The sequence below is a fragment of the Parahalioglobus pacificus genome (genome assembly GCF_014652275.1).
GTDB classification, from domain to species: Bacteria; Pseudomonadota; Gammaproteobacteria; order Pseudomonadales; family Halieaceae; genus Parahalioglobus; species Parahalioglobus pacificus.
Window position 1 is genome coordinate 1,421,851 of record NZ_BMYM01000001.1, and the last position, 24,632, is coordinate 1,446,482.

The 24,632-nt window shown below is 56.2% G+C and carries 20 protein-coding genes; 10 read left to right on the top strand and 10 right to left on the bottom strand.

The genetic code is table 11. The features are described 5' to 3' along the window. Window positions 1-45: 45 nt before the first annotated feature. From IE089_RS06590 to IE089_RS06600, 3 genes are read left to right on the top strand one after another with little or no spacing between them, the layout of a single operon-like run. Window positions 46-822 carry an efflux RND transporter periplasmic adaptor subunit gene (locus tag IE089_RS06590; RefSeq protein WP_229802608.1) on the top strand — a complete coding sequence of 259 codons (777 nt, stop codon included), beginning with the start codon at window positions 46-48 and terminating at the stop codon, window positions 820-822. Beyond that, window positions 822-1,982 (top strand): ABC transporter permease DevC, encoded by a 1,161-nt coding sequence (devC, locus tag IE089_RS06595; RefSeq protein ID WP_189476474.1) that lies wholly within the window; start codon window positions 822-824, stop codon window positions 1,980-1,982. The genes IE089_RS06590 and devC overlap by 1 nt, the downstream gene beginning before the upstream one ends. Continuing rightward, window positions 1,982-3,073: an ATP-binding cassette domain-containing protein gene (locus IE089_RS06600; RefSeq protein WP_189476479.1), complete on the top strand. Its 1,092-nt coding sequence runs from the start codon at window positions 1,982-1,984 to the stop codon at window positions 3,071-3,073. Before devC ends, IE089_RS06600 begins: the two co-directional genes overlap by 1 nt. Here IE089_RS06600 and IE089_RS06605 read toward each other — a convergent pair. From IE089_RS06605 to IE089_RS06615, 3 genes are all read right to left on the bottom strand, one after another. Further along, entirely contained in the window at window positions 3,070-5,157 is a 2,088-nt protein-coding gene (locus IE089_RS06605) for a penicillin acylase family protein (protein ID WP_229802610.1), read from the bottom strand. The genes IE089_RS06600 and IE089_RS06605 overlap by 4 nt on opposite strands. A gap of 61 nt (window positions 5,158-5,218) precedes the next feature. Then, the gene (locus IE089_RS06610) at window positions 5,219-6,100 is read right to left on the bottom strand and encodes a phytanoyl-CoA dioxygenase family protein (protein WP_189476484.1); all 882 of its coding nucleotides are present in this window, start codon (window positions 6,098-6,100) and stop codon (window positions 5,219-5,221) included. 7 nt (window positions 6,101-6,107) lie between these two features. After that, on the bottom strand, window positions 6,108-6,542 hold the full coding sequence (locus IE089_RS06615) for a hypothetical protein (protein ID WP_229802611.1): 435 nt from the start codon (window positions 6,540-6,542) through the stop codon (window positions 6,108-6,110). Between the two features lie 134 nt (window positions 6,543-6,676). Between IE089_RS06615 and IE089_RS06620 the strand changes: the two genes are divergently transcribed. The 4 genes from IE089_RS06620 (at window position 6,677) to IE089_RS06635 (ending at window position 11,545) form a co-directional block, all read left to right on the top strand. Beyond that, entirely contained in the window at window positions 6,677-7,501 is an 825-nt protein-coding gene (locus tag IE089_RS06620) for a Rossmann-fold NAD(P)-binding domain-containing protein (RefSeq protein WP_189476486.1), read from the top strand. A 313-nt stretch (window positions 7,502-7,814) separates the two neighbouring features. Continuing rightward, window positions 7,815-9,647, top strand: coding sequence for a signal peptide peptidase SppA (gene sppA, locus IE089_RS06625; RefSeq protein ID WP_229802612.1), 1,833 nt, complete (start codon window positions 7,815-7,817; stop codon window positions 9,645-9,647). 304 nt (window positions 9,648-9,951) lie between these two features. Next, entirely contained in the window at window positions 9,952-10,386 is a 435-nt protein-coding gene (locus IE089_RS06630; protein WP_229802613.1) for a c-type cytochrome, read from the top strand. Window positions 10,387-10,774: 388 nt separating this feature from the next. Next, window positions 10,775-11,545 (top strand): class I SAM-dependent methyltransferase, encoded by a 771-nt coding sequence (locus IE089_RS06635; protein ID WP_229802614.1) that lies wholly within the window; start codon window positions 10,775-10,777, stop codon window positions 11,543-11,545. Here the strand turns inward: IE089_RS06635 and IE089_RS06640 are convergent. The 5 genes from IE089_RS06640 to IE089_RS06660 all read right to left on the bottom strand — a co-directional run bounded on the left by IE089_RS06640 (window position 11,542) and on the right by IE089_RS06660 (window position 15,850). Further along, window positions 11,542-12,546 (bottom strand): zinc-dependent alcohol dehydrogenase family protein, encoded by a 1,005-nt coding sequence (locus IE089_RS06640; RefSeq protein ID WP_189476492.1) that lies wholly within the window; start codon window positions 12,544-12,546, stop codon window positions 11,542-11,544. The two genes, IE089_RS06635 and IE089_RS06640, sit on opposite strands and share 4 nt — an antisense overlap. A gap of 368 nt (window positions 12,547-12,914) precedes the next feature. Continuing rightward, window positions 12,915-13,355, bottom strand: coding sequence for a DUF3429 domain-containing protein (locus tag IE089_RS06645; RefSeq protein WP_229802615.1), 441 nt, complete (start codon window positions 13,353-13,355; stop codon window positions 12,915-12,917). A 43-nt stretch (window positions 13,356-13,398) separates the two neighbouring features. Continuing rightward, window positions 13,399-13,947, bottom strand: a complete 549-nt coding sequence (locus tag IE089_RS06650) for a DUF3833 domain-containing protein (protein WP_189476495.1) — start codon at window positions 13,945-13,947, stop codon at window positions 13,399-13,401. 160 nt (window positions 13,948-14,107) lie between these two features. Beyond that, window positions 14,108-15,286 carry an acyl-CoA dehydrogenase family protein gene (locus IE089_RS06655; RefSeq protein WP_189476498.1) on the bottom strand — a complete coding sequence of 393 codons (1,179 nt, stop codon included), beginning with the start codon at window positions 15,284-15,286 and terminating at the stop codon, window positions 14,108-14,110. 207 nt (window positions 15,287-15,493) lie between these two features. Beyond that, window positions 15,494-15,850 (bottom strand): hypothetical protein, encoded by a 357-nt coding sequence (locus IE089_RS06660; protein ID WP_189476500.1) that lies wholly within the window; start codon window positions 15,848-15,850, stop codon window positions 15,494-15,496. A 219-nt stretch (window positions 15,851-16,069) separates the two neighbouring features. On the opposite strand from IE089_RS06660, the gene IE089_RS06665 reads away from it, so the two are divergent. Both IE089_RS06665 and IE089_RS06670 read left to right on the top strand, forming a co-directional pair. After that, the gene (locus IE089_RS06665; RefSeq protein WP_189476503.1) at window positions 16,070-17,359 is read left to right on the top strand and encodes a cytochrome P450; all 1,290 of its coding nucleotides are present in this window, start codon (window positions 16,070-16,072) and stop codon (window positions 17,357-17,359) included. 648 nt (window positions 17,360-18,007) lie between these two features. After that, window positions 18,008-20,344, top strand: coding sequence for a TonB-dependent receptor (locus IE089_RS06670; protein WP_229802616.1), 2,337 nt, complete (start codon window positions 18,008-18,010; stop codon window positions 20,342-20,344). 144 nt (window positions 20,345-20,488) lie between these two features. On the opposite strand, the gene IE089_RS06675 is transcribed toward IE089_RS06670, so the two are convergent. After that, window positions 20,489-22,087, bottom strand: a complete 1,599-nt coding sequence (locus IE089_RS06675) for a tetratricopeptide repeat-containing sulfotransferase family protein (protein WP_189476509.1) — start codon at window positions 22,085-22,087, stop codon at window positions 20,489-20,491. A 419-nt stretch (window positions 22,088-22,506) separates the two neighbouring features. Here IE089_RS06675 and IE089_RS06680 point away from each other — a divergent pair, with 419 nt between their 5' ends. Continuing rightward, entirely contained in the window at window positions 22,507-23,544 is a 1,038-nt protein-coding gene (locus IE089_RS06680; protein ID WP_229802617.1) for a haloalkane dehalogenase, read from the top strand. Between the two features lie 379 nt (window positions 23,545-23,923). On the opposite strand, the gene IE089_RS06685 is transcribed toward IE089_RS06680, so the two are convergent. Beyond that, entirely contained in the window at window positions 23,924-24,583 is a 660-nt protein-coding gene (locus tag IE089_RS06685) for a glutathione S-transferase family protein (RefSeq protein WP_189476512.1), read from the bottom strand. Between the last annotated feature and the right edge of the window lie 49 nt (window positions 24,584-24,632).

The following is a 24,632-nucleotide window of genomic DNA, read 5'->3' on the forward strand; positions in this document are numbered from 1 at the left end:
TTGAGCTACAAATCCTGCAAATACAAGAATAAGGATGGTTGGGGTATGCGCAGAATAATTGCCTTTATTGGATTGCTGGGGGCACTGCTGTCGCCATGGGTGATGGCCGATGAACGCGCCATCGCCTGTCTTGGCCGACTGGAGCCCAAGGATGGTGTCTTCAATGTCGCAGGGCCATCAACGGGCAGTGGTGTTATCCGCTCAATTTCGGTCACCGAAGGCGATTGGGTTGATGCTGGCGATCGCCTCGCCCTGCTTGATACCTACGAACTGCGCAAAGCCGAAGCCAACCGACTTGAAGCGGTACTGAGAAACGCCCGCCGCGAGCTGAACCGGCAGCAGGACCTGGCCAAAACCTCTTCTACCAGTCGCATGTCACTGGACGATGCCACCATGGATGTTGAAGTTGCAGTGGCAGACCTGGCAGCCGCCAAGGCGCGTCTGAATTTAGCGGTAGTAACGGCACCCGTGCGCGGCCAGGTTCTGGATATTCACACGCGCCCCGGCGAGCGCATCGGCAATGAAGGCATTCTGGAGCTGGGCAAAACCGATGAGATGTATGTAATCGCCGAGGTTTACGAGACTGATATCGCAAAAGTGGTACCCGGACAGACCGCCACCATCACACTGGCGGCATTGCCTGAACCCATCACCGGAAGGGTAGAGAAAAGTGAGCTGCGTGTGGGACGACTGGACGTACTCGGCACGGACCCAGTGGCAAAGACGGACGCGCGTGTCGTCGAAGTGAAGATTGTACTGGATGATCCCGGTCCTGTTGCGCGCTTCACCGATATGCAGGTCGAAGTGCAGATCAACATCTGATGTTCCGCTCTATCCCACTCGGGCTACACCAGCTCTGGCATCAGAAGCTGCGCATGGTGGCAGCCACGATGGGCATCACCTTCGCGGTAGTGCTTATCTTTGTGCAGCTGGAATTCCGCGAGGCCCTGTTCGCGTCGGCAGTGCGCTACCACCAGAGCATGGACTACGACTTGGCGATGTTGAGCCCAAAGACTGACTTCCTGTTGGTCGCCGAGCAGTTCCCGCGTAACAGGCTGTATCAGGCGCAGGGCTTCGACGCGGTCGAACAGGTCACACCCGTCTATTTGAGCACTGCGGTATGGCGCCACCCTACCGAACCCGGACGTTCCCGGCGTATTTTCGTGATCGGATTCGACCCCACTGACCCTGGCTTTGGCCGACTCATCAGCGCGGAAAACCACAGGGCCCTACAGATTCCCTATCAAGTGATCTTCGACCGGTTAAGCCGCCTGGAATATGGCCCTGTAGAAGCGCTAATGCAGGAACGGGACGGCGAGCTCACCACCGAGATCAATGATCTGGAATTTACCGTGGTAGACCTCTACGGCGTGGGCACTTCCTTCGGCCTGGACGGGGGTATTATCACGTCTGACCTCAACTTCCGCCGTATGTTTGGCGACAGGGATGAAGGTGCCATCGATCTGGGGCTGATTCGCCTCGCGCCCGGGCAGGATCCTGCCGAGGTGCAGGCCATGATTCAGTCCAGGCTACCCGGTGACGTGCGTGTGCTCACGCGCGCTGAATTCGCACAGATGGAAATGGACCATTGGGGGAGTACAACACCGATAGGCTATGTGTTCACCTTCGGTGCCATCATGGGGCTGGTGGTCGGGGCCATCATTGTTTACCAGATTCTCTACGCCGATGTACAAGACCACCTTGAGGAATATGCCACCCTGATGGCGATGGGCTACAACCACCACTACCTGGTGGGCGTTGTTCTGCAGGAATCCCTGGTGCTGGCCATTCTTGGATTCCTGCCGGGGCTCGGCATAGCCACGGTGCTCTATGACATCACGGCGCAGGCAACCCAGTTGCCCATGGCCATGTCAATCAACGCAGCCCTGAGCGTGTTCGCGCTCACGCTCACCATGTGCATCTTTTCCGGCATGCTGGCGCTGCGTAAACTCAAAACCGTTGACCCTGCGGAGGTGTTTTGATGTCGCAAGCCCCCATAGCGCTCAGCGAGGTCTCCTATTTCTTCGGCCGCGGTAGCCTGCGCAAACAAATCCTGCACAACATCAGCACCGATGTTCAGGCCGGCGAAATCGTCATTCTTACAGGCCCCTCGGGCTCGGGCAAAACCACCCTACTGACTCTGATGGGTGCGCTGCGCAGCCCGCAGGAAGGGGCGCTATCTGTGCTGGGTCGAGAGTTGCACAACAGCAAAGAGAAACAGCGCGCTGCCGTGCGCCGCGAGATCGGCTACATCTTTCAGTCCCACAACCTGCTGGATTGCCTCACCATCGAGAAGAACATTCGCATGGCGATGCAACTCGAGGGTGTTCGCGGCGGCGAGGCGGGCAAACGCGCGCAAGCCGTATTAGAGCGCGTAGGCCTGGGTGAGCACGCACACAAGAAACCCTCTGCCCTGTCCGGCGGGCAGAAACAAAGAGCTGGCATTGCGCGAGCGCTGGTTAATCGACCCAAGGTCGTCCTGGCTGATGAGCCTACCGCCTCGCTGGACAAACAGTCGGGGCGCGATGTCGTTAACTTGATTCAGGACCTTGCGCGTGAAGAAGGTGCTGCTGTGGTACTGGTGACCCACGACAACCGCATTCTCGATGTTGCTGACCGCATACTTCATCTTGAAGACGGGCATATGAAGTCTCTCTCCGAGGCGGTGTCTGAAGGCACCAGTCGTATGCTTAACCTGCTGGAGAAACACGATCCCGGCAGCGCGGGTTATCTAGCGACACTGGCTTTCGCTCTGTCGCGTATCGCCTATGCGGATAATGAGGTCACGGACGATGAACGGGCAGCCATGCGACAAATCCTCATCGACGTGGGCGATCTGGCAGAGGCCGAGGTGGACTTCATCATGGAGCTGTCGCTGATTGAGCGACATACCCAGACTGTGGGCGAAGAACCCGCCGGAGAGCGCTCGGGCTTTGATGACGAAAAGAGTCGCCACTTCATCGACTCACTCTACGCCATCGCCAATGCTGACGGACATATCAGTCCCGAAGAGGTGTCCGAGATCAACGCCATTGCCCACGAGTTCGGGCTGAAGGACTATCGCGCCCGCTAATTGGGGTTCTGTGGCGTGTACTGCCGCGTCACATGCGGCATCAGCTCGTCCAGCGACAAGTACACTGGCTTTTCCTGCATACCGATAAACAGGTTCACCTGATCATCGTAGTGAACGGAGCTTTCATCCAGCGTCGCGCTACCGAAACTATGGCTGGAGGTGGATGAGACTCGGCCATTTTCATCCCAGTCAACGAACATAATGTAGCTGTCGCCAGCGACATTGATATGTCTTCCTGAGTCTGGCGCCTGCTCCCCGTAGACCGCACGCAATACATCCGGGCCGCCATCAATGGGCCACTGCTGATCACCGCGTTGATGCCGGTAGAACTCACCCCAGGCCGGATCAAGCCGACCAAAGTGACGCTTGAGATACGCGACGGCGCCTGCCAACTCCTCATCAAGGGGTTGCTGCTGCGCCGTCTTGCGATGATCCAATCGCGTCGCCAGCGTGAGGTAGGCAAGCGCGGCAGACCGGTTATCGATGTTGGTTTGCAGGTCCCATGCACCCAGCACCGACAGAGCCTGCTGATACTCCGATGAGTCTCTCAACGCGGTCTCAGCCAGCCAGCCGCGGAATGCGACGATCGCCGGTAAGGCTTCATCGTAAGCAAGGTCGTACTTAATGGCGCGAAACTGGTCTTCACTGATGGTGTTGGAAACCGCCAGAAGGCGCTGCAGGCGATACGCCCGGTTGGTCATGCGCGTCTCAATGCCCATGGTGTCGGAAAACACCTCAGGGTCGGGGTGCCCCGGCCCCACTGTGGCGACAAAGGGCGTGTTATTGGCATTGAACACTACCCCCGATGGCGGGTTACGGGTGACCGGTACTGCACTAAACGGCAGGTAGTCTTGCCAGATCAAGTCTGAACGATCACCAGGCAGGTCAGCTTGCCAATCCCAGCCCGGCGCGCGCCGTGGAAACGCCGCATTGTAGTAATGCGCGATATTGCCTTTGGCATCGGCATAGACGTAGTTGATGCTGGGCTGGGCAAGCATCGTCATGGCCGTTTCAAACTCGGCCATAGAGCGCGCGTGATTCAAGGCCAGCATTTGCTCCATGGCACCCACCTCCCCCATGCCTGCCCAGCGCAGGGCATAGACCCCATGAGGCAGTTTTAAAACCGGGCCATGCTCCGCGGTGTAGAGTGTCTCGTTGAATGTCCAGCGCAGCGACCTCCAGAGGCTGACCGTCACCGGCAGGTCGCGCTGCTCCAGCGTGTGCCAGCGGCCATCAAGGCGATAGCGGTTATCATCATCGGGATCGATAACCAGCTGGTAGATATCGATCAGGTCGGGACGATTCACCGTATTCGACCAACCCAAATGCGCGTTGTGGCCGTGCAGAATGAGCGGGCTACCTGGGAAGGTCGCCCCCGCCATGTCCCAGCCCTCCTCCGACTTCAGCCGCGCCTCGTACCAGGCAACCGGGCCCGTAAGCGGCTGGTGGGAATTCACCAGTAGCCGTGTATGACCGTCGCTGGAGCGACTCGGAGCAATTGCAACACCCTGGCTGCCGACTTCAGGCTGAGGCTCAGCGGTAAACGTCAGAGCTTCCTCGCCGTGGACGGCGAGCTGGCGAGGTTCACTACCGTCAAACAACTCGCCGACGGTTTCATCAAAGCCGTAGAAAAACGGTGTTTTAAAGACAAAGCCTGCAACCACATCCTTGCCGCTAATGGGCACCGCAAAAGGCAAGGCTTTGTCGGGGTTCTGCGCTGCATACAGGTTGTAACCGTCTGCGTAGGCGTCGGCGATACGCCGTGTGCTGGGTTTGAGGCTATCGTATCCGGCATCAACGGCCTCCCAGACACCCATGAGCCCAACGAGGTAATCCGTGACCGCAGCATCGGCCCCTTTGACGGCGGCCAGCTTGCCGCGGGTTGCCAGTACCACCTCTTGCTGTGTCGCGAAATCATCCTCGGCGTGGGCGTAAGCCAGGCCGAAGGCGGTAGCTGCATCCGTTTTGCCGTAGATGTGAGGCACCCCGTAATCATCGCGATACACAGTGACTTGATAGTTCTGGCCTGCGGCAATCAGGGCCTGCCAATCGGGCGAAGGGGCAAGGTTTGCAAGAAATTGCATAACCACCCACGTTACGGCCAAAACCGCGGCGAACAGCGCGATGCGAAGTGCTTTCATGGTGCTAGAAGAGGTTGGGATAGTCGCGCCAGTAATACTGGTAACGCGTACTCTGCCAATCGTTGTAGATACTGTCCCAGTCCAGCCCGTCAATACGCCAGCCGTGGTGCGGCTCCAGATTGGTAGAGAACACCGGCGCACCATAGTCGCAGAAGCGCGTGTCAACGCTCAGGCGCGCATGCGCTTCGGCGGTATTTGGCTGCGCCTTGTGGACACAGGCTGAGTGGAAAATCAGTACGTCGCCGCAGGCATAATCCGACACATGCCACTCGTGCTCATCGTCATAAATCTCACACTGAACACCGCCCACACCGGTCGCTTCAAGCACCGGGCGAACACCGCGGCGGTGAGAGCGCGGCAACACGGTCACGCGCCCCATGGTGTCATCAACATCGTGCAGCGCCACCCAGATACCGGCCATGGTTGGACCGGCGTGATGTGAGTGTGCGTCTTGATGAGGGGGTGTTTCAAAACCGAGCTTCTTCGGTGTGGCGATGCGCGCCATCTTCATGGGATACACAAAGGGATTCTCGCCTGCCACCAGTTGCATCAGTCGGCGCAGCTCGGGCTGATGGAAAAACGTGTGAAAGCTCTCTAACCGCTGAATGCGTGGATACACACTGTCCCACACCTCATCCGTCTCAAAGAACGGCTGACCATTCAGCACCGGTAGCTGCGTGCCCGGATCGCGAACGATGTGCGGCGCCAATTGCTGCAGCAGTTGCTCCAGCAGATCGTTGCACAGTGTGGGATCAACGCCGCCTTTGATGAAGAGATAGCCCAGCTCATCGAAGCGGGCCTGCAGCACCTCTCGGGGTTCGTCTACCTGCGACACCACATAGGGTCGAATACGATCACCCCGTGGCGCCTTCTGCTGAAGGGTCATCGCGCGCTTAGCTCAGCCAATGGCGCGTATTGGCATTGCGCGCAATCATGACCAGTGCCACTGCAATGATGGTGACCAGCGCGGGCATCACCGCGGCCTGCACCCCCATGACCTGCAAGGTGTCGCTCATCAAGAAGGTGTAACTCTGCTGGGCGAGCACCGCGAATAGCGACAGCCACAGGAACAACAAACTCCATACCTTGCGCAAGACCAAGCCCAAGGCACCCAGTACGCCGCCAAACACAGCGATGGCAAAGGCAATGAGTACCCATTGAGGCATGCTCTCAAGCAGGGCCTGCTGGGCCTCAGGCAATTCGGCAATCATCTCTGGCGTCATTGAGATTTGCATCACAAAGGCCGCCACCCCCAGCAAGTTCCATACAACGGCCAGCGCAGCCGTTACGATAAACCAGCGCGGCACGGGTTTCTTTTCTGCCAGCACGACTTTCCCCCTCGAGGCGACTATCTGCCCCTTTGAATCTGTGCGGCAGTGTATGGGCTATCAAAGTCCACATACAAGCACCGCGGCGTCATATCCACACGCTATACTGCGCTCTTTGTACCAGGTGAACCGCCATGCTGAAAAAACTGCTGCTGTTACCGCTTCTTCTCATCGTTGTGGCCACCGTGGGCCTAAATCTTTGGGGGCTCTCCCATCAGGGCACACATGAGCCCGGAAGCGATGCCAACATCAACCCCGACGCTAATCGCGTAGTGGTGGTGTTCGGTGCTACAGGATCCGTTGGTGACAGCTTGCTGAAAACCGCTATGGCAGCCCCCCAGGTAGAGGAAGTCCATGTTGTGACTCGGCGCACCTCTCCCCGCATTGATGCCGGAGTCGCCAGCGGCCGCATCACCCTGCACATGCACAGCGACTTCACAGACTACACCGCATTAGAGCAAGTACTGCGCAAAACCAATACAGTGGTGTGGGGGCTGGGGACCACCTCCATAGGCATGGATGATGACACCTATACGCGTATCCACGTAGATTTTCCCATGGCGTTTATCCGCGATTGGCTAACCTACGCACAGACTGTGCCGCGCTCTTTCCACTTCGTCACCGGCATGGGCACCGACCCCGAGGGCGATCAGCACTGGGCCCGGGAAAAGGGTCGCACCGAACGCGAGATGGCAAGGTACGCTATGGGTAACCAACTGCGCACATTCAGCTATCGCTCGGGTTTCATTCAGCCGGCCAGCGACACAATTAATGCCGGACATACTTTGCTGATGTGGCTTTCGCGGCCTGGGTACCTTGCGGTCACCGGCGAAGAGTTAGGTGAGTCAATGCTGGAGATCTCCGCGCGCGTGGATGAGTTGCCCAATGGCAGCTTGATCGATAACGCCGATACCGTTGCCTATGCCCAGGCCTACCAACAGCGCATGAATACGCCTTAGCAACACACAGCCGTAGTAAAAGTCCACGCATGTAGAGCGATGCGACGCGACACGCAGGTTCGAACGCTTGAGTAAGCTATCAGGTAGCGCTGAACTAGGGCACATCGCAACCCATGCGCTCTGGCGGCAATGAGACAGCACTGTAGGCTGCGAGCGCCGCACGTGATCGCAAATACACTCAGAAAGTTTCGCCCGGTACGGCCGTTACTTAATTGACGTCTGCCCCATCAGGCGCTCCGGTCATCGCATTGGCCGGCATCGCTGCGATTTAGAGTTATACTCTGCGCTAGTTTTTCAAATTCAGGAGATGGCAGTGAAAGGATTCTTCAGCAAACTGGGCGCTTTTCTTACCGGCGTTAGAGTCTGGACGATAAATATTTTTACCCTGGTGTTTATCGTATACCTAGTGGGTGTCGTGGTGTACCTGGTAAACCAGATGCCCGAGACTGTAGACCCCACCGGCAAAGTATTAATCATCGATCCGGAAGCGTTGGTGCTGGATCAGGAAATCTTCCCGGATGGCTTCGAATTTCCCTTTGCCTTGGAGACTGAAGAACAACTTCAGACGCGCGACCTGATCAAGCTAATTCGCAGTGCTGCAGAGGACGACCGACTGGCTGGCGTTCTCCTCGACTTCAGCGGCACTTCCTTTGCAGGCATCAGTACCGCCATGCAAGTCGCTGAGGAACTCTCAGCAATCAAGGCCAGCGGCAAGCCCGTTATTGCTTACAGTCAGGCGCTCAGCACCGCTTCCTATCTGCAAGCGGCGCAGGCAGATGAAATCTTCGTCCACCCATCTGGCGCTGTCGCCATCACCGGTATCGGCGGTTATCGCGATTACACGCGCGAACTTACCGACAAGCTCAAGATCACGATTCATAATTACAGTCAGGGTGACTATAAGTCTGCCGTTGAAGGCCTGACCCGCAACGACATGTCTGAGCCTGACAAGGAGCAACGCCGCGCACTGTATGATCCATTGTGGCAAAACCTAAAAGCCAACATGGCCAATGCCCGCGGGGTAGATACGTCTCTTTTCCAGACGCTGGCCGACGAACACAGTCTGCCCTTGGTTGCAGAAGCCGGCTATAGCAACCTGAAATTTGCTGAAGAAAACGGCCTGATTGACGGCACAAAAACCTTCTATGACATCCGTAGCTACATGATCGAGCGCTTCGGCGCCGACACCAGCGAAGGGGTTGAGACGGAGACCTACCCGCATATTAGCTGGCAAGCCTACTTGGCGCAGCAGCAACCACTTATCCCCTCCCCCACAACAGAAGATGCAGTTGCCGTGGTGTTTGTGCAGGGTGGCATTCAGGAGGGCCCCGAAGGACCCGGCGTTGCAGGCTCTGACGATATTGCATCACAACTGCGGCGTGCACACGAGGCGGACAACACGCGTGCGGTGGTATTGCGGGTTAACAGTCCCGGCGGTTCAATCGTAGCCAGCGACATTATTCGCAGCGAATTTGCGGCCGCCAAAGCCAAAGGCCTGCCGGTCGTTGTATCCATGGGCGATGTCGCCGCGTCGGGGGGCGTGTGGGTGAGCATGCCGGCTGACCGTATTTTTGCGGAGCCAGCCACGATTACGGGATCAATCGGCGTTGCCGTGGCCTTCCCTACCGTGGAAAACAGCCTCGACTATCTCGGCATTCATCTCGATGGACTCGCGACCAGCGAGCACGCAGGCTGGTCACCACTGATGCCCGTCAGTGAAAAGTTGGATGCTTTATTCGCACGCTGGGCCTCAGGCGCCTATGACCACTTTGTCAGCAGCGTGGCCAATGCGCGAGAAAAAGATCCCGAGTACATTCGCTCGATCGCGGGAGGGCGTGTTTGGTTGGCACCGGATGCCTTGGAACGCGGCTTAATCGACGACTTCGGCACACTGGATGATGCCGTCGCCTTCGCGGCAAAGCAGGCCGGGCTGGAGAAGGACGCCTATGATGTCAGCTACGTCACAAAGCCCGTTTCGCCAGCAGTATTATTCCTGCAACAGCTGGATCTCAGCGGGCAGGTGAGCGTGAACGGTAACTTGCAAAGCCTGGCAGAAGCCATCACTGATACCTTGCGCGGGCTGCAGGGTCTCAATGCACCCAAAGCGACCGTCATGTGCACGGACTGCATATTTGATTTCCAATAGGCGCTCGACAGTCAGAAGCACTCGCCTCACGTGATACTTTTATCGGTTGCGAGGTACACGTCTCGCAATTTCTTAACGGCGCGAACCCCGATTGTGTTGGCGAGCAATACTCGCCAACCAGCCTAAACGCGATCACTTGCACCTGCTTGTCGGGTGCTTGTCTGATCAGTACCAGTGGCAGCGCACGCCGATATCGGTGGCGTCCAGCATTCGTACAGACTACCGGCTCGCGTAGCCGTCAAACAAATAAACCGCTGGGTGCACCCAGCCGTAAGTCTCCCGTGATCATTCTAGGAGAACACCGTTGAATCCCGCAAACGTCGCTATTCTGGCATTCGCCGCATTCGCCATAGGTTTTCCGATCTGGGCCATGCAAAACAATGATTTCGACGGCAGGGACAATCATGGCTGTTCCGGTGCCTGCTATGAGGAATGGAAAGAGGAAACCGGTGGTGTGGTTGCCATGGCACAGGCACAGGTCGCTGCCAAAGCGGCGGCATCACCGGTCGAGTTAGGCAAGATGGCCTACACCGGCTGCATCGCTTGCCACGGTGCAGGGGGTGAAGGTGGCGTAGGGCCTCAATTGTCGGGTCAGAGCGCGGACATGGTCGCGGGCAAGTTACTTCAGTACAAGGCAGGCGAAACGATTGGCAACCAGAGCGCGCTGATGTGGAGCCAAGCCGCACAGTTAAGCGACGCGGACATCGATAATCTCGCAGCATTCGTCGATAGCCTCTGAAGCACCGGCATCGATGAACTGAAGCTAACCCAGAACCATGTTCTGTGGGTTCAAGACAGTGCTTAACCGTGGATGCGCCGCGCGGTCGGTTTTTTGCCTTGGCCGCCTGCACTGAAGCTAGGCCCATTCCGGCTCTGCGCAAATCTACGCTGTCCGCATCTATGGCGTGCTTGCGCCATCTCGAAAGTAGTCTCCAAATGCAGGTCGGCGGCAGCAACTGGAGGGTACTGATGGTCTCGATGGCGTCCATAGTATCCATATCGTCGATAAGAGTGATCCTCAAGTCAGACAACCGCGTAGTTACATTGAGTACTTGACCAGTATTTTAGCGGCACCTCGATGTACAACTTACCTTTTTATAGCTCCGAATCGGCTCGGCGGGTTAACGGTGCCTGATCTCGCGGCATTATTCGCCGGATTCCGGGTCGCGGTGAGATTGCTGGCACTTACTGTTTTTGGGTTACTCCTAGCTGGCGCGGCCTTCCTCGTTACAACGCCGGATGACACACAGGAAGCGGACTCTCCCTACACCGCTATCGCGCCCACTCGTGACGGCACGGGCCGCGTTTACATGGACCGGGAAATTGCCCAGGTCATGGGCCATCTGGGCGCAGGCTGGCTGGAACGTTCGACCCGTGAGCAGGAAGAGCGCACCGATCTCTTGTTGAAGATGCTGGAGCTCGAGCCCGCTGACACAGTGCTGGACCTGGGTGCAGGCACGGGTTACTTCAGCTTCCCCATGGCCCAGCAAGTGCCACAGGGCGAGGTCATTGCGCTGGATATACAGCCGGAGATGCTCGCCATCATCGACAAGCGCAAGGCCAGTGACGGCGTGACTAACATCATCCCCACGCTGGGCGAACCCTGTGACCCCGGGCTTGCCGCGGCCACAGTAGACGTGGTTCTGATGGTTGACGCCTACCACGAGTTCAGCTGCCCGCTTGAAGTTATGCGCTCTGTGGTGACGGCGCTCAAGCCAGAGGGTCGCATCGTATTGGTGGAATACCGCGCCGATGATCCCTCTGTACCCATCAAGCCATTGCACACGATGACCGTGGAGCAGGCCACACGAGAGATGGAGGCCGTGGGCCTTGTGCTGCAACGGGTGGACAATCGCCTACCCATGCAGCACGTGATGGAGTTTGTCCGTCCGGACTAGATCTCCACGCAGATCTTGCCAAAGTGCTTGTGCGCTTCCTGATGCCGAAAGGCATCTGCCAACTCCGCCAGCGGAAACTGAATGTCTACCACGGGTTGCAGGTTGTTGGCCTCGACCGCGGCGATCATGTCCGCCTGCTGCTGCTGGCTACCTACAGTGATACCGCTGATCCGCGCGTTCTTCTGGAACAGCTCAGTAGTGGGCACCTCTCCGGCAAACCCTGTCAGCACGCCGATCATGCTGACACAGCCCCCGAAAGCCACCGCACGCACCGACTGTGGCACTGTGGCGGGGCCGCCGACTTCAACGACAAGATCGACACCGCGCCCACCGGTGATTTCCAGTGCCTTGTCGCCCCAGTTTTCCACCTGCCGGTAGTTAATCAAGTGCTGCGCACCCAGCTCACTCATTCGGGCCAGCTTCTCGTCGGATGATGAGGTGGCGATCACGTTGCAACCCATCATGCGGGCGAACTGAAGGGCAAAGATGGAGACACCGCCGCTGCCCTGAACCAACACCCAGTCACCGGGGCGAAGGTGGGTTTCCACCATCATGGCGCGCCAGGCAGTGAGCCCTGCGCAGGTCAGGGTGGATGCTGCGGCAAAATCCAGATTCGACGGCATACGACTGAAGTGCGACGCGGGGCGAGTCACCGTTTGCGCGGCAAACCCCTGGGCCATATCACCGGGCACGCCCTGAACGCTGCTGAAGTCAGGCCTACCCGCAGGCCAGTGCGGAAAGAAGTAACTCAACACACGATCACCCACCGCGAAGGCGCTCACGCCCTCTCCTACCGCGGTCACCGTGCCGGCACCATCGGACATGGGGATACGTCCGTCCTCAACCGGAATGAGGCCCGCGACCACCGCGTAATCGTGGAAGTTGAGCGAGCTGGCTTTTACTTCCACCTGTATTTCACCGGGGCCTGGCGCCACAGGCTCGATATCAGTCATGACCAGGTTATCCAGTCCACCCGGGGCTTTGAGGGTCATCGCCTTCATCGTGTTCTCCTTATCGTCGGTTAGCGAGTGTTGTTCTGCGTCAAATTTATATAACCAAGTCCATTGCCTCCAGCGCACAGCGTGCAAGATCCTTCTGATGGTCCGGGCGAGCAATCCTCACTCGATAGGGCGTGCGCCATAAGGTAGCGGCCGTTCAAGTAGCGGTAGCACCCCATCGGAAAACATAGTTGAGTGCACGTCCGAATCGAGACCATCGAATCGCACCGAATGAAGTCGCTCGAAGAAACACCTCTGACAGCTCTCTGGGCTCAAGCAAAAATCTGTACGTGGCGTCTGCCTATCGAGGCTCTGCACCGCAGGTTACAAGTCCTGGTGCACCGCTGGCAACCGCAGGGCTGACGACTGAATCAGGCGCCATTACTTGCGATGGTGCCTGCAACATAGACAACATGCATCGCCGTCGCGAGCAGCGTCAGCTGTGTTCTCAACCTGCCGTACCAGTTGTCCACATCACCCGTGTTGCGTTCGTACCAGAGCACTGCCAGATGCCCCAGCATCAGCAGTACTGCTGCAACCAGCAGTTGCGCCGTCAGCACGGCCATCGCTGCAAATACTGCTATTCCATTGCTGACTAGCAAGCGCTGCAACTTCGCGACGCCCGTGACGCCGATGGCACTGCCCCACAGGGACCCCGCCAGAAAACTGAGAATCACCAACGAGTAGATAACGAAGCCCTGGTAGCAGAGGGACTGAAGGAAGTCATCGAACACCCAGACCCCCGCCGCAAAAAAACCAAAGGGCAGTAAACCGGCGTAGCCAAGGCCACGCATCAAGGTGATGGAATTCACGTGATTGTTCGCCGGCCGATATTCCTATCTTTCAAGGCGCACACTAGGATGCGCGAGGCTCGCGCTTTTCGATCACCAGCAGAATCTGGCCCACTTTTACACCAAACTTATTCATGGCTGATTCATTAATCAAGGTGTTCGGATTAACCAGATACATGCGGTCGTCGATGCGCAGATCCAGCGTGCCGTCGTTCCAGGGAATTTGCAGCACGTAGTCCAGAAACATGCTGTTGCCCGCAAAGGTGACTGCGCCGTCTCCCACCACGTCACCTGCTCTACCGACATAGCGACCCGGGCCATCGGGTGTCAACGTCCACACACGGCGCTGCTTTTCGCCGTCATCGAACACGAAGTCTTCTTCCAGGGTGCCCACACCGTCTTTCCAATAGGCCGTGATGTCGGCATTGAAGTAGCGAATCACTTTGCCACCGCGATCCTTGATCACGCCGTGGGCCGTGAGGTAGCCGTCAAAAAACGTTTTCGGGTCGAGTACGGGCGCGTTTTCCGCATAGTCCCTTACGGTCACTGAACCGCAACCATTCAGCAGCGACATAGCGAGCAACAAAGTTGCAACCTGAAGACGAAAAGCCATCACTATCAATCCTGTATTAGTCGATAGTTACCATACGATAGCGCCGGCAGCGGCGATCACAGGAACACCGTGTGTTTTTGCAGGCAAAAAAAACCCCGGCTCAAACGAGCCGGGGAAGAGTAACCATCTGGGGGAAGCGATGGTTTTGGAGACAAATCGATCAGACAAAAAAGTCGGCGTTCTCAACCCCCAGTAGCGTGGCACCCAGGTTTCTCGCAAACGACACCGGGTTGTTGGCGACGTGTGCTCTTGCTGTATGAATATCCAGAAAACGCTGCTGAATATCGCTACCGAGGAACACCGAGCTTCCACCTGCTGAAGAAAACAGACTGTCGACCACAGCCATGCTTTTTTCGATCACCAGTGAAGCCTGATATCGATACTTAATACGGTCCTGTACGGGCACCGGATCACCCGCATTGACCTGCAGGGTCATCTGGTCGAAGTTTCGGTACATGATGGTTTCCATCTCGTCGATGGCATTGGCTGCTTCGGCGATGCGCTCCTGGGTACCGGTATCTCCTGCCAATTTGGTGACATCACCGCTGGCTTTGCCCAACACCAGACCCTGGTACAGAGACAGAGCGGCTTTAGAGGCGCCGATGGCCGGGGTGGAAACAACGCGAATGAACAACTGTGCCCACGGCAGGTGGTACAACGGTGCAGAATCCGCCGTGATGCCGGGATTGGTGCCCAGATAACCATCTTCAGCTTTATGCGTTCTGTAATCAGGCACAAACACATCGTTCACCACGATGTCCTGGGAGCCAGTGCCCTGCAGGCCCATGGATTGCCAGGTGTCGACAATCTCATAGTCGGCCCGTGGGATCAGGAAACTCCTGTAGCCGCCGTCGGGACAGACCCCGCCCAGCAATACCCAGGTGCAGTGCTCGCTGCCACTACTCCAGCCCCAGCGACCACTGAAACGAAAGCCGCCTTCCACAGGCTCAACCTTGCCGAGTGGGGCGTAAGACGAAGAGACGCGGGTATGGATATCGTCGCCCCAAACGTCCTGCTGGGCTCGCTCGTCCATCAGCGCCAGCTGAAAGGCATGAACCGCGACAATACCGGACGCCCACGCAGTAGACATACAAGCCTCGGCAATCGCCATTTGCATCCGGAAGAAGTCCTGCGGATCAAGCTCGTAGCCGCCCCAGGCCTTGGGCTGTAGCGCCAGAAAAAAGCCAGCCTCTTGCAGCGCGTCTATGTTCGCCTGGGGCACCTTGCGCTCGGCACGGGCCTGGTCGGCGTTATCGCGCAGCAATGGCTGCAGTGCGTAGATGGCATCCAGCATTTGCTGGGCTATGACGTGCTTGTCCTGGGATACGGGCGCGTTCATGACATTCTCCTCCAATTAGGTACTGCGTTAGTGTGGCCAGCAGCGCTGGCGCGCTCATACCTCAAATGGGTGCAGAAGTCGGCTGTGTTCAGATTTTGACCAGACCGCGGGGCTGCAAGTGATCAGCGCCGTTGAAAACAAGAAAAGGGGCCAGCGGCCCCTTCTCTATGTGGCTGTGCTACTAACGCAGCGGCTTAAGACCGTACACTACAGCTCGTAGCTGACGCCCACGGTTTGCGTGCAGGAGCGGCTCTCTACAAAGCTTTGCAGGCGGGCATTTACGAGACGCTGATTATCCTCGGAGATACCGAACATCAGTCCATCGAAGTAGCCCAGCGCCTTGGCATAGATCACATCGCCGTCCTGATCAGCGTAGCTGTCCAAAACATCGCCCACCATTGTGTTGTACTGGTCCTCATTGAGATAGCCCAGCGAGTCCTGCGCCAACACACAGGTCAGCTGCCGCGCGGCGGCGAATTCGTCGGGACCCAGCGCCAACGCCTTGGCACTGAGCGAACCCAGTGCCAGAGACAGCAAAACCACTATTTGGAATACAGATTTCATAACGTAAACCGACGCTCATCAATGGCGCGCAAGATAGCCCATGACGGTGACAGTAATATGACAACGACATGACGTTTTATGACAGCCAGGCCGCGCAACACCGCGACCCACCCTGCCCAAAAACAGCACACCAGATCGCCAAATACGGACCACCCTGCCAACTGGTGAACCACCCGGGTTTTGCATACACTCAATGGATAACAAAGCGAGGTATCCGCCATGGCATCTGCATTCAATACCAAACCCGCGCACATCATCGAGTTCAACCAGGATCCGGGGGTTGTTGACCTAGATCCCTACCAGGTTGATCTGAAAGACTTTGATGTCTCCAACGTCTACCTGTTCCAATCCGACAAACTGGGGCCCTGGTTTAAACGCCTGCGCGACGAAGCCCCGATCCACTATTGCCATGAGGCCAACCTGGGCCCCTACTGGTCGGTCACCCGCTACGAAGACATCATGAAAGTGGACACCAGCCCCGAGCTTTACTCTTCAGAACCCTCCATCACCATGAGGGACCCGGAAGAGGACTTCACCTTGCCCATGTTTATTGCCATGGACGCGCCCAAGCACGACGACCAGCGCAAGGTGGTCAACCCTGCCGTGGGGCCCGCCGCGTTAAAACTGTTTGAGCCACTGATTCGCGAGCGTACCCAGGGCGTGCTCGATGCGATCCCCGTGGGCGAGGAATTTGACTGGGTGGATACCGTCTCCATCGAACTCACTACGCGCATGCTCGCAACACTGTTCGACTTTCCCTACGAAGACCGCCGCAAGCTGACTCGGTGGTCTGACCTGGCAACGGCCATCCCCGGCCAGGGCCTGATCGACAGTGAGCAGCAGCGGCGAGAGGAATTGGCCGAGTGCCTCGCTTACTTCACAGAGCTGTGGAACCAACGCGTCAACAGCGATGAGCCCGGGAACGATTTCATTTCTATGCTGGCGCACGGGCCCGCAACCAAAAACATGGACCCGCTGGAGTATCTGGGTAACCTGATGCTGCTGATCGTGGGTGGCAACGACACCACACGCAACACCATGACCGCCAGCGTCTACGCCCTGGATCAGAATCCAGCGGAATTTGCCAAGCTAACAGCCGATCAAAGCCTGATTCCCAGCATGGTCTCCGAGACCATTCGCTGGCAAACGCCACTGGCGCATATGCGCCGCACCGCGGCTGTCGACACGGAGTTGGGTGGGCAGCAGATCAAGAAAGGCGACAAGGTGATCATGTGGTACTGGTCGGGCAATCGCGACGAACGCTTTTTTGACAAGCCCGACGACTACATCATTGATCGCGACAAGGTGCGTGGGCATCTGTCCTTTGGATTCGGCATTCATCGCTGCATGGGTAACCGCCTTGCCGAGCTGCAGCTGAAGATTCTTTGGGAAGAGATTTTCAAACGCTTCGAGCGCATTGAAGTGGTAGGAGAGCCCGAGCGTACACTGTCGGTGTTTGTGCGTGGCTTTACCAAGCTGCCCGTGATTGCGCACCCGCGCAAGGCCTGAAGCCCCCCGCAGAATAGCTCTAGGCAAAAGCGAACGCTCTTCAAGCTCCAGACACAAGGTCGGTACGTTTGCATGGCCCACGGTCGCTATGCTGGTCGTCGCAGGCGAGGTCGCCCACCGCGACAGTTGGCTATCGTAAAACATGCAGCAAGAAGGTATCTGTCACGCAGCAGCCGGGTGTATGCGAGGAACCATGCTAAAAGCGCCGATCGGCAAGAACCTCGCACCAACATGGTGCGGCGCACGCCCAGTATCGACCTTGCTTGCAGCGCTTACGCACAGCGCAGCGCTATTTTTTCGTTGCATGCCGTGGCTTTACCGTCGCTTTTGCTCACTGGCTCAAACATTGCATGTTCTGAATGGAATTATGAGTTTTAGGGTGCCTGCACAATAGTGGCTCATCGCTTCCACTTGATCTCGGGAAAGGCACTATGCGACATTGGTGGATATCCTTTGTCGACCGTCTATGACGCCGATTAACCCTATAGAATGTGAAAACAGCGGTACTTTAACGAAAGGAGAACCAACCGAATGCCGACTGGAATCAGAAGACGCAGAAATCCCCTTGCACATGCTGTAGCAATGGCATCTGCACCAGCCATTTTGATATCCACCCCTCATATACTTGCACAAGACACCAGCGGGGCCATGCTCGAGGAAGTAGTCGTTACCGCGTCTCGTCGCAGTGAATCAGTCCAAGATATCCCGATCAACATTTCGGCAGTCACCGGCGACAAGATCAACGAGCTGCGTTTGTTCGGGATCAACGAAATCTCTAGGTACGTGCCTGGTTTGCAAGTAATAGACCGTGGCCCAAGGGACGAAGTGCCAGATATTCTTGTGCGAGGACTGAACACCACAGGACTGGGACCCGGATTTTCTTCGAATACAGTCGCTACCTACTTCGGGGACATACCGGTAGCCTTCGATGTGAAGCCTGTTGACCTTGAGCGTGTGGAGGTGCTGATCGGGCCGCAGGGAACTCTCTATGGTCAAGGCACCATGGGCGGCGCCATCCGATACCTACCGCAGCGCGCCGATTCAGAGGCGTTCAGTCTCGACGTGCGTGGAGTCATTAGCCAGAGTGGCGAGGCCGATGATTTTCTTAATGACGCCGGTTTCACCGTCAACATCCCCATTATCGAAGGTCAATTGGCGCTCCGAGCAAATGTGGATCGCCTGGACGACCCAGGGTTCATCGACTATTCGTTCGTAGTCAGGGAGTCTGGGGCTTCGAATCCAGAACCAGACTTTAGTAACCCAGCTGACGTAGAAGCGAACCTTCGAGACGTTGAAGACGTTAATTTCGAAGAAACCGTATCCACCCGAGTCAACCTTCGCTGGACGCCAACTGATTGGCTGGATGCTAGCCTGTGGTATCTCAACCAGGATACCAAAAGCGGTGGCAGGCAAATCTCCCACGAACTTGCCTTTGGGACAAGTTTCTATGAGTCAGGACTCCGCTACTTGGAGCCAAATGATTATGAGAACGAGCTCATCAGTCTGGAAGTGAAGGCCGATCTCGGTTTCGCAGAAGCAGTTTTCGTGTACGGCGAAACAGACTTCGACGAACTTGGACAGCGAGATCAAACGGACCTACTGCTCAATTTCGAGTATGGATACGAGGCGTTTCCACAGTTTTCATCCTTCACCAGAGAAGTTGTGGAAGAGGAAACCGACACGCTTGAGGTTCGCTTCGTTTCGCAGCACGAGGGACCAATATCCTGGGTAGCTGGCTATTTCCAGAACGAACTTGAGGCGTTCAGTGAGTCGCGCGAGTTCACACCAGGCTTCGACCAGTTCGCCGTTGACAACTTTGGCGGTGTTCAACTGCGCCCTGATAGCCTCGAATATATCTCTCGTGGTTTCAACAACGAAAAAGAGACTGCATTCTACGGAGAAATCTCTTATAGATTTTTGGACGAACGACTTGAGCTTACTGTTGGTTATCGGGCGTACGAGTTCGAGGTAGATAACACCAGCGGTTTTGGTCTGCCACTGTTCGAAACCGTCTTCCTAGGCGAACCGCAGGACTCGATAAATATCGATCTAGGCACCAACGTGGGGGACGACGACGGAGACCTGATAAAGCTCAACGCATCTTTTGACATTGACCAAGACAACATGATCTATGCGACTTATTCCGAGGGATATCGGAATGGCGGCGTCAATGCGGTTCCCGCCTGCACCGATGACCAGATTAACAGTGGTACACAGCAACTCTGTGCTCTCCCGGACGAAGTTTTTGTAGACCCTGATCAGATCGACAACTATGAGCTCGGCTATAAGGGCTATTTGCTTGACGGAGCCATGTCTATTCAGGCCGCCCTCTTCTACATCGACTGGACTGACCTACAGGTCGGCACAGTTACCGATTTCGGTAGCCTGCCAATCACAGGCAATGGCTCTGCCGCCGAGAGCAAGGGATTGGAATTCCAGGGATCCTGGGCGCTGAACTCAAGTCTGCAGGCAACGTTGACGTACGCATACACCAACGCCGAGTTAGTCGAGGACGCGCCGGGCCTGGTGGACAACTTTACAGCACTTAGTGGAGCACGCCTGCCAGGACACGCAGAGCACCAAGGCACCTTCAACATTATCTACAGCACGAGTCTCGGGGAAATGGATCTGGATATTAACTATGGATTTGTATACTCCAGCGATGTATTTAATATCACTGGCGGCAACGACGATCCCCTAGTTGATGACGATGGAAACTCAGGGGATTTTGGTGGTGAAGCTATACCCTCTTACGACGTGCACCATTTCTCAGCGACTCTCAGCAAAGACAGTTGGACGCTACAGGCTTTTGTAGACAATCTTTTCGATGAGGAGTACGTCACTGGTACCCGAACAACGAGAAGGTTCTTGCAGGACGAGCGGACAGGGCCAGGAAACAACATCGGTGGCTTTACGCTACGATCATACGGAAACTTTGTGGGCGCTCCGCGTACGGTCGGATTGCGCGCCACGTACGGATTCTGAACCCACTGCGACGTCGTCGACAGTGACGACGTCGCTTTCTGCGCCGTGGAAAGTACTCCCACCTCAGAGAGCATCGTGAAAAAAAGCACCCAACATTGCAGATCTACCTTTGCGTCGTTGGTGCCGCCCATCTTGAATCACGTGTTAGCTTGCCGAGCGAGTAATACCCAACTCCGCAAGCTTTCGTTTAGCGGGCTCGAGAATCGAGCCGTACTTCCTCCAGCGTCCGACAGCTGAAGAGTAAACAGGGGTTCTAACCTGGGACGCGCTGGGCGTGGCTACAGCTCGTTTATTTTCGAAGAAGCGAAGGCAGCTGGGCTCCCAATCTAGGCCCAAATAGTCAATCATGGCCCGCGAGAGCGATTCAGGCTCGCCAACGATCTGCTCGTAGTCGATGGCAAGCATTCTGTCACCTAATACTGCCTTCCAATGCTCGACTAAAGTCTCGAATGCTGCCACGTAAGATGCCGTATCTTCTAGGTCGTAGCTGTAGTTGTAATACGAGTAGTCAGCTGAGAACAGTTGGCGGTAGTTGGATAGCACCGCATCCATAGGATCTCGACGCAAAAGTATTACCTTTGCCCTTGGCATAAATCGCATGACATAGCCAAGCATAAACACGTTCAACGGTGTTTTATCAATGAAGTAGCTGGCCTCGGGTGGTACGTTTTTAAGCCGCGGGGCAATCGAATCCAGGTAGACACGCTCTAAGGGAATTGCGCCCCGGGCTGTGGATTCAATGATCTTGGGAGATATGACCTTGGAACCAGTATCGCCAGAGAGACGCTTTACAGCAGTCGGTAAGTCCTGGAGTTCGCCTAAGCTGGCTACTTTACTATGAGCCGTCAGTATCTGTTCGACTAGCGTTGTGCCGGTCCGAGGAAGCCCTACGACAAACAGAGGGGTTCGCAAAGGCACCCTGGGAGCATGCTCGTCCTTTGTCGGCTGCACCGTCATGAAGCTTTCGATCACAGCATTAAACAGCGCAGCGTCCTGATCAAACTCGTACCTGAGAGATTTCCTTCGCCGATTTTTGGCTGCACGAAGTCTTGTCAGCGCAGCAGAGTATTCTCCGCGAGACTCATCTATGCGGAACAAAGCATGGGCTAAGTAGAGTTCGTCTCGATCACTAAGCCCCGGCCGTTGAGCCAGAGCCCTCATCGATCTCTCATGACGATCGCTGACGTCGACTTTTTCCAGTTCAGAAAGCGCCCAATAGCCTCTGGCATTATCTGGCTGTAACTGGGTTACGCGCTCGTAATTCTTGCGAGCATCATCATGCCTACCCATAAACTGCATTGAGGCTGCCAGATTGAAAATTACTTCAGGATCCGCTGGCTTGAGGTCAGCAGCTTGAATCAATAAATTCAGCGCATTTTCGTGTCTACCTAAGCGGGTGTAGACCACACCTAACGTGTTCATTGATTGAGACGATCGGACACCTACGCTGACTGCCATGTCGGCTGCATTGCCGGCTTCTGCGTCTTGGTTGGCCGAAGAGTGGTACCTTGCTTTTTGGGTCAGGTATTCAGGATTCGCACGATCGATCTCTAGAGCCCTATCAACCAGCTTCAACGCGGCTGGTAGATTTCCTCCCACTTCGGCAGCGACCGACTCGAGAAACCATGCGTCGGCGTAAAGGGGATTCTCAGACCGCATCGCTCTACAAAGAGCAACTAGCTGACGAAAATTCCCTATGCGTAATGCTTTAGCACTGGCACTATCGAAGTCTGTACTATTCATGCTGCCATTTACCTCTCCTAGTTTGGCCTATAACGAGCGACTATCCCATTTTACCTAAGATGCAGTTCATCTCAGCAAAATAGAAACTCTGGGCTCAGAGCAAACAGGCATTGCGATGACCTATACGCGCAATGATAGCTGAGAGTGCGGTCATTGGAGCCTCAGCACTGCTGCACTGCGATCTCCAGAAGGGCCGACCGAACCAGTGCAGATTTTTCCAAGAGCTGCCATATTGGGTTTCACAGAAAAGGCGGGTACTGCAAAGGCAGAACGTACAAACAGTCTGTTTCACCCACCGCAAGACGGCGAACGTAACAGGCCTGCCCGTTGTTGGAAGACCCCGTGGCGCCACACTAAATTGCCTGCTAACTTCTTTACTTGGGTGGTCCTATATCAGTCAACGAGAGATCCTTAACGATATGAAAAAACTGCTTCCGTGGTTAATGATAAATCTGCTTCTGGTACCGGTAATCTCGCTTGCAGAGGCAGTTGCACCGGGCGTCTTGCGCACGCCTGATAGCCGCTTTGAGCATCTGCAGGACTATCCATTTACACCTCACTACATGGATATTCAGGGCTTGCGCGTCCACTACCTGGACGAAGGTCCAGAAGACGGAGCTCCCATCGTTTTGCTACATGGCGAGCCAACCTGGAGTTACCTTTTTCGCACCATGATCCCGGTCCTAACCGCCGCAGGGCATAGGGTAATTGCACCTGACATGATTGGCTTCGGGCGATCGGACAAACTCATCGAGCGAGAGGCCTACACTTACCCATTCCATATCGAAACCATAAGTGAGCTGGTTGAGCGATTAGATCTTCGCGACGCCACTTTCTTCGGGCAGGACTGGGGTGGTCTGGTGGGGCTGCGGGTCGTGGCAGCAAACCCGGAGCGTTTTGCCCGCGTGGTTGTTTCCAATACCGGCCTACCCGACGCTGACGGCCTACGCGCGTTCATCGCCGAGCGGCTTTTCAGGCTACTGGCGTGGTGGGAGAACCCGGTCACGATTGACGAACTGATCAACGACCCTGCCTTTCCTAAATGGGTCGCCTATTCCTACTACGGCGACGACCTGTCTGTCGCCAAGGTCATGTCTTTCCTTGGGAATATAAGCGATCCCGAAATCGTCGCCGGCTACACTGCACCTTACCCCGATGCTCGTTATAAGGCAGGTGCGCAGATTTTTCCCTACCTCATACCGACACAGTTAACAGAAAACAGGGCGGCTTGGGAAGAAGTATTCGAGCGATGGAATAAACCATTCCTAGTTGCTTTCACAGACTCAGACCCGGTGACTAGTGCCACTGATATGGCGGCACAGTTCGCAACTCGCGTGCCCGGCGCAACACAAGTGACCATTAAGGGCGTGGGTCATTTTGTGCAGGAAGAGGTGGGGCCGGAGCTCGCGGCACTCATCAACGATTTCATTGCAGGCAAACCTGTGCAGGGATTCTAGTGACCCTTTAGTGCACCTTCGGCGAAATAACACGCTTTACAAATCGCAACCCCAACCGCAAGTAGTGCGCGATGACACCGTTTTCTGCAGTTAAGCACGGACTGAGCGTAGCCTCTTCGAACTGCGACCGAGCAAAATTCGTAGGGTGCTCTCTTCGCCTTCCGCGCTCTCTCCGGAGTGGAAAAGGGCAATAGAGAAACCTCCACCTTTGGCCATTGAGCTACGGCTGACTCTAGCGTTGCCCGGTGATGAGAGCTATGCAGCCGCTGGGCTCATTAGCTGTGAGCCAGAGGGCTTCTTTGACTGCCAATCCGCACTGCCCGCTAATGCGAAAGTGCCAGCGGGCTGCACGCCAGAAAACCACGGTACCAGATCGTTGCTATCGCTTGGCGGCCAAGCGCGCCATGAACTCGGGAGCATTCGCCTTCTGGTCAGCATCGATGCGTTCAGCAATGTCGGTGCTCGCCATCAGTTCATCCCACGCTGCCAGCCCGTCGATACTGGCAAGAATATCCCAGTCCAAATGGGCTTTCCCAACGAGACGAGGAATGGCCAGGGCATAGCGCAGATAGATATCGGCCAGCGTTAGCGTTTCACCGTTCATGTAAGGGGTGAACGTCGCCAGCGCATTCAGGCCATCAACGCCGCGCTGCAGGGTATTGCGTACCTCTTCCTTGAGCGCTTCAGGCGGCTCCCCGCCACCAAGGGCAAATGGCAACAAGCGACGTGCCGGCAGTTCAATGTAGAGTTCGGTCAGCTTTATCATTTGCCGCACATGCCCGCGCTCAGAGGCATTTGCGGGGTAAAGAAGCACCTCAGAATAGGCGTCTTCGATGTAGTCCAACAGTACCGTGCTCTCCGAAAGATTCACGCCGTCTTCGGTGGTCATGGCCGGCACCTTGCCCGCCGGACTCACCGCAAGCAGTTCTGCCATGTCCGGGTAGACTTTGTTCTCCTCAAAGGCTACCCCTTTGTACAGCAATGCATGCTTGACGATGTTGTAGTAATTACTGAATGAGAAGCCGTGAAGTATCAGCATGGTTATCTCCTGATGGATTGAAGGCCGGTGCGCGGTTTAGGCAAGAGAG

What these genes read in the sequence shown, in the direction of transcription:
- IE089_RS06590 (WP_229802608.1), top strand. Translation starts at nt 46, where the DNA reads ATGCGCAGAATAATTGCCTTTATTGGATTGCTGGGGGCACTGCTGTCG.
- devC (WP_189476474.1), top strand. Translation starts at nt 822, where the DNA reads ATGTTCCGCTCTATCCCACTCGGGCTACACCAGCTCTGGCATCAGAAG.
- IE089_RS06600 (WP_189476479.1), top strand. Translation starts at nt 1,982, where the DNA reads ATGTCGCAAGCCCCCATAGCGCTCAGCGAGGTCTCCTATTTCTTCGGC.
- IE089_RS06605 (WP_229802610.1), bottom strand. Translation starts at nt 5,157, where the DNA reads ATGCAATTTCTTGCAAACCTTGCCCCTTCGCCCGATTGGCAGGCCCTG.
- IE089_RS06610 (WP_189476484.1), bottom strand. Translation starts at nt 6,100, where the DNA reads ATGACCCTTCAGCAGAAGGCGCCACGGGGTGATCGTATTCGACCCTAT.
- IE089_RS06620 (WP_189476486.1), top strand. Translation starts at nt 6,677, where the DNA reads ATGCTGAAAAAACTGCTGCTGTTACCGCTTCTTCTCATCGTTGTGGCC.
- IE089_RS06640 (WP_189476492.1), bottom strand. Translation starts at nt 12,546, where the DNA reads ATGAAGGCGATGACCCTCAAAGCCCCGGGTGGACTGGATAACCTGGTC.
- IE089_RS06650 (WP_189476495.1), bottom strand. Translation starts at nt 13,947, where the DNA reads ATGGCTTTTCGTCTTCAGGTTGCAACTTTGTTGCTCGCTATGTCGCTG.
- IE089_RS06655 (WP_189476498.1), bottom strand. Translation starts at nt 15,286, where the DNA reads ATGAACGCGCCCGTATCCCAGGACAAGCACGTCATAGCCCAGCAAATG.
- IE089_RS06660 (WP_189476500.1), bottom strand. Translation starts at nt 15,850, where the DNA reads ATGAAATCTGTATTCCAAATAGTGGTTTTGCTGTCTCTGGCACTGGGT.
- IE089_RS06665 (WP_189476503.1), top strand. Translation starts at nt 16,070, where the DNA reads ATGGCATCTGCATTCAATACCAAACCCGCGCACATCATCGAGTTCAAC.
- IE089_RS06670 (WP_229802616.1), top strand. Translation starts at nt 18,008, where the DNA reads ATGCTCGAGGAAGTAGTCGTTACCGCGTCTCGTCGCAGTGAATCAGTC.
- IE089_RS06675 (WP_189476509.1), bottom strand. Translation starts at nt 22,087, where the DNA reads ATGAATAGTACAGACTTCGATAGTGCCAGTGCTAAAGCATTACGCATA.
- IE089_RS06680 (WP_229802617.1), top strand. Translation starts at nt 22,507, where the DNA reads ATGAAAAAACTGCTTCCGTGGTTAATGATAAATCTGCTTCTGGTACCG.
- IE089_RS06685 (WP_189476512.1), bottom strand. Translation starts at nt 24,583, where the DNA reads ATGCTGATACTTCACGGCTTCTCATTCAGTAATTACTACAACATCGTC.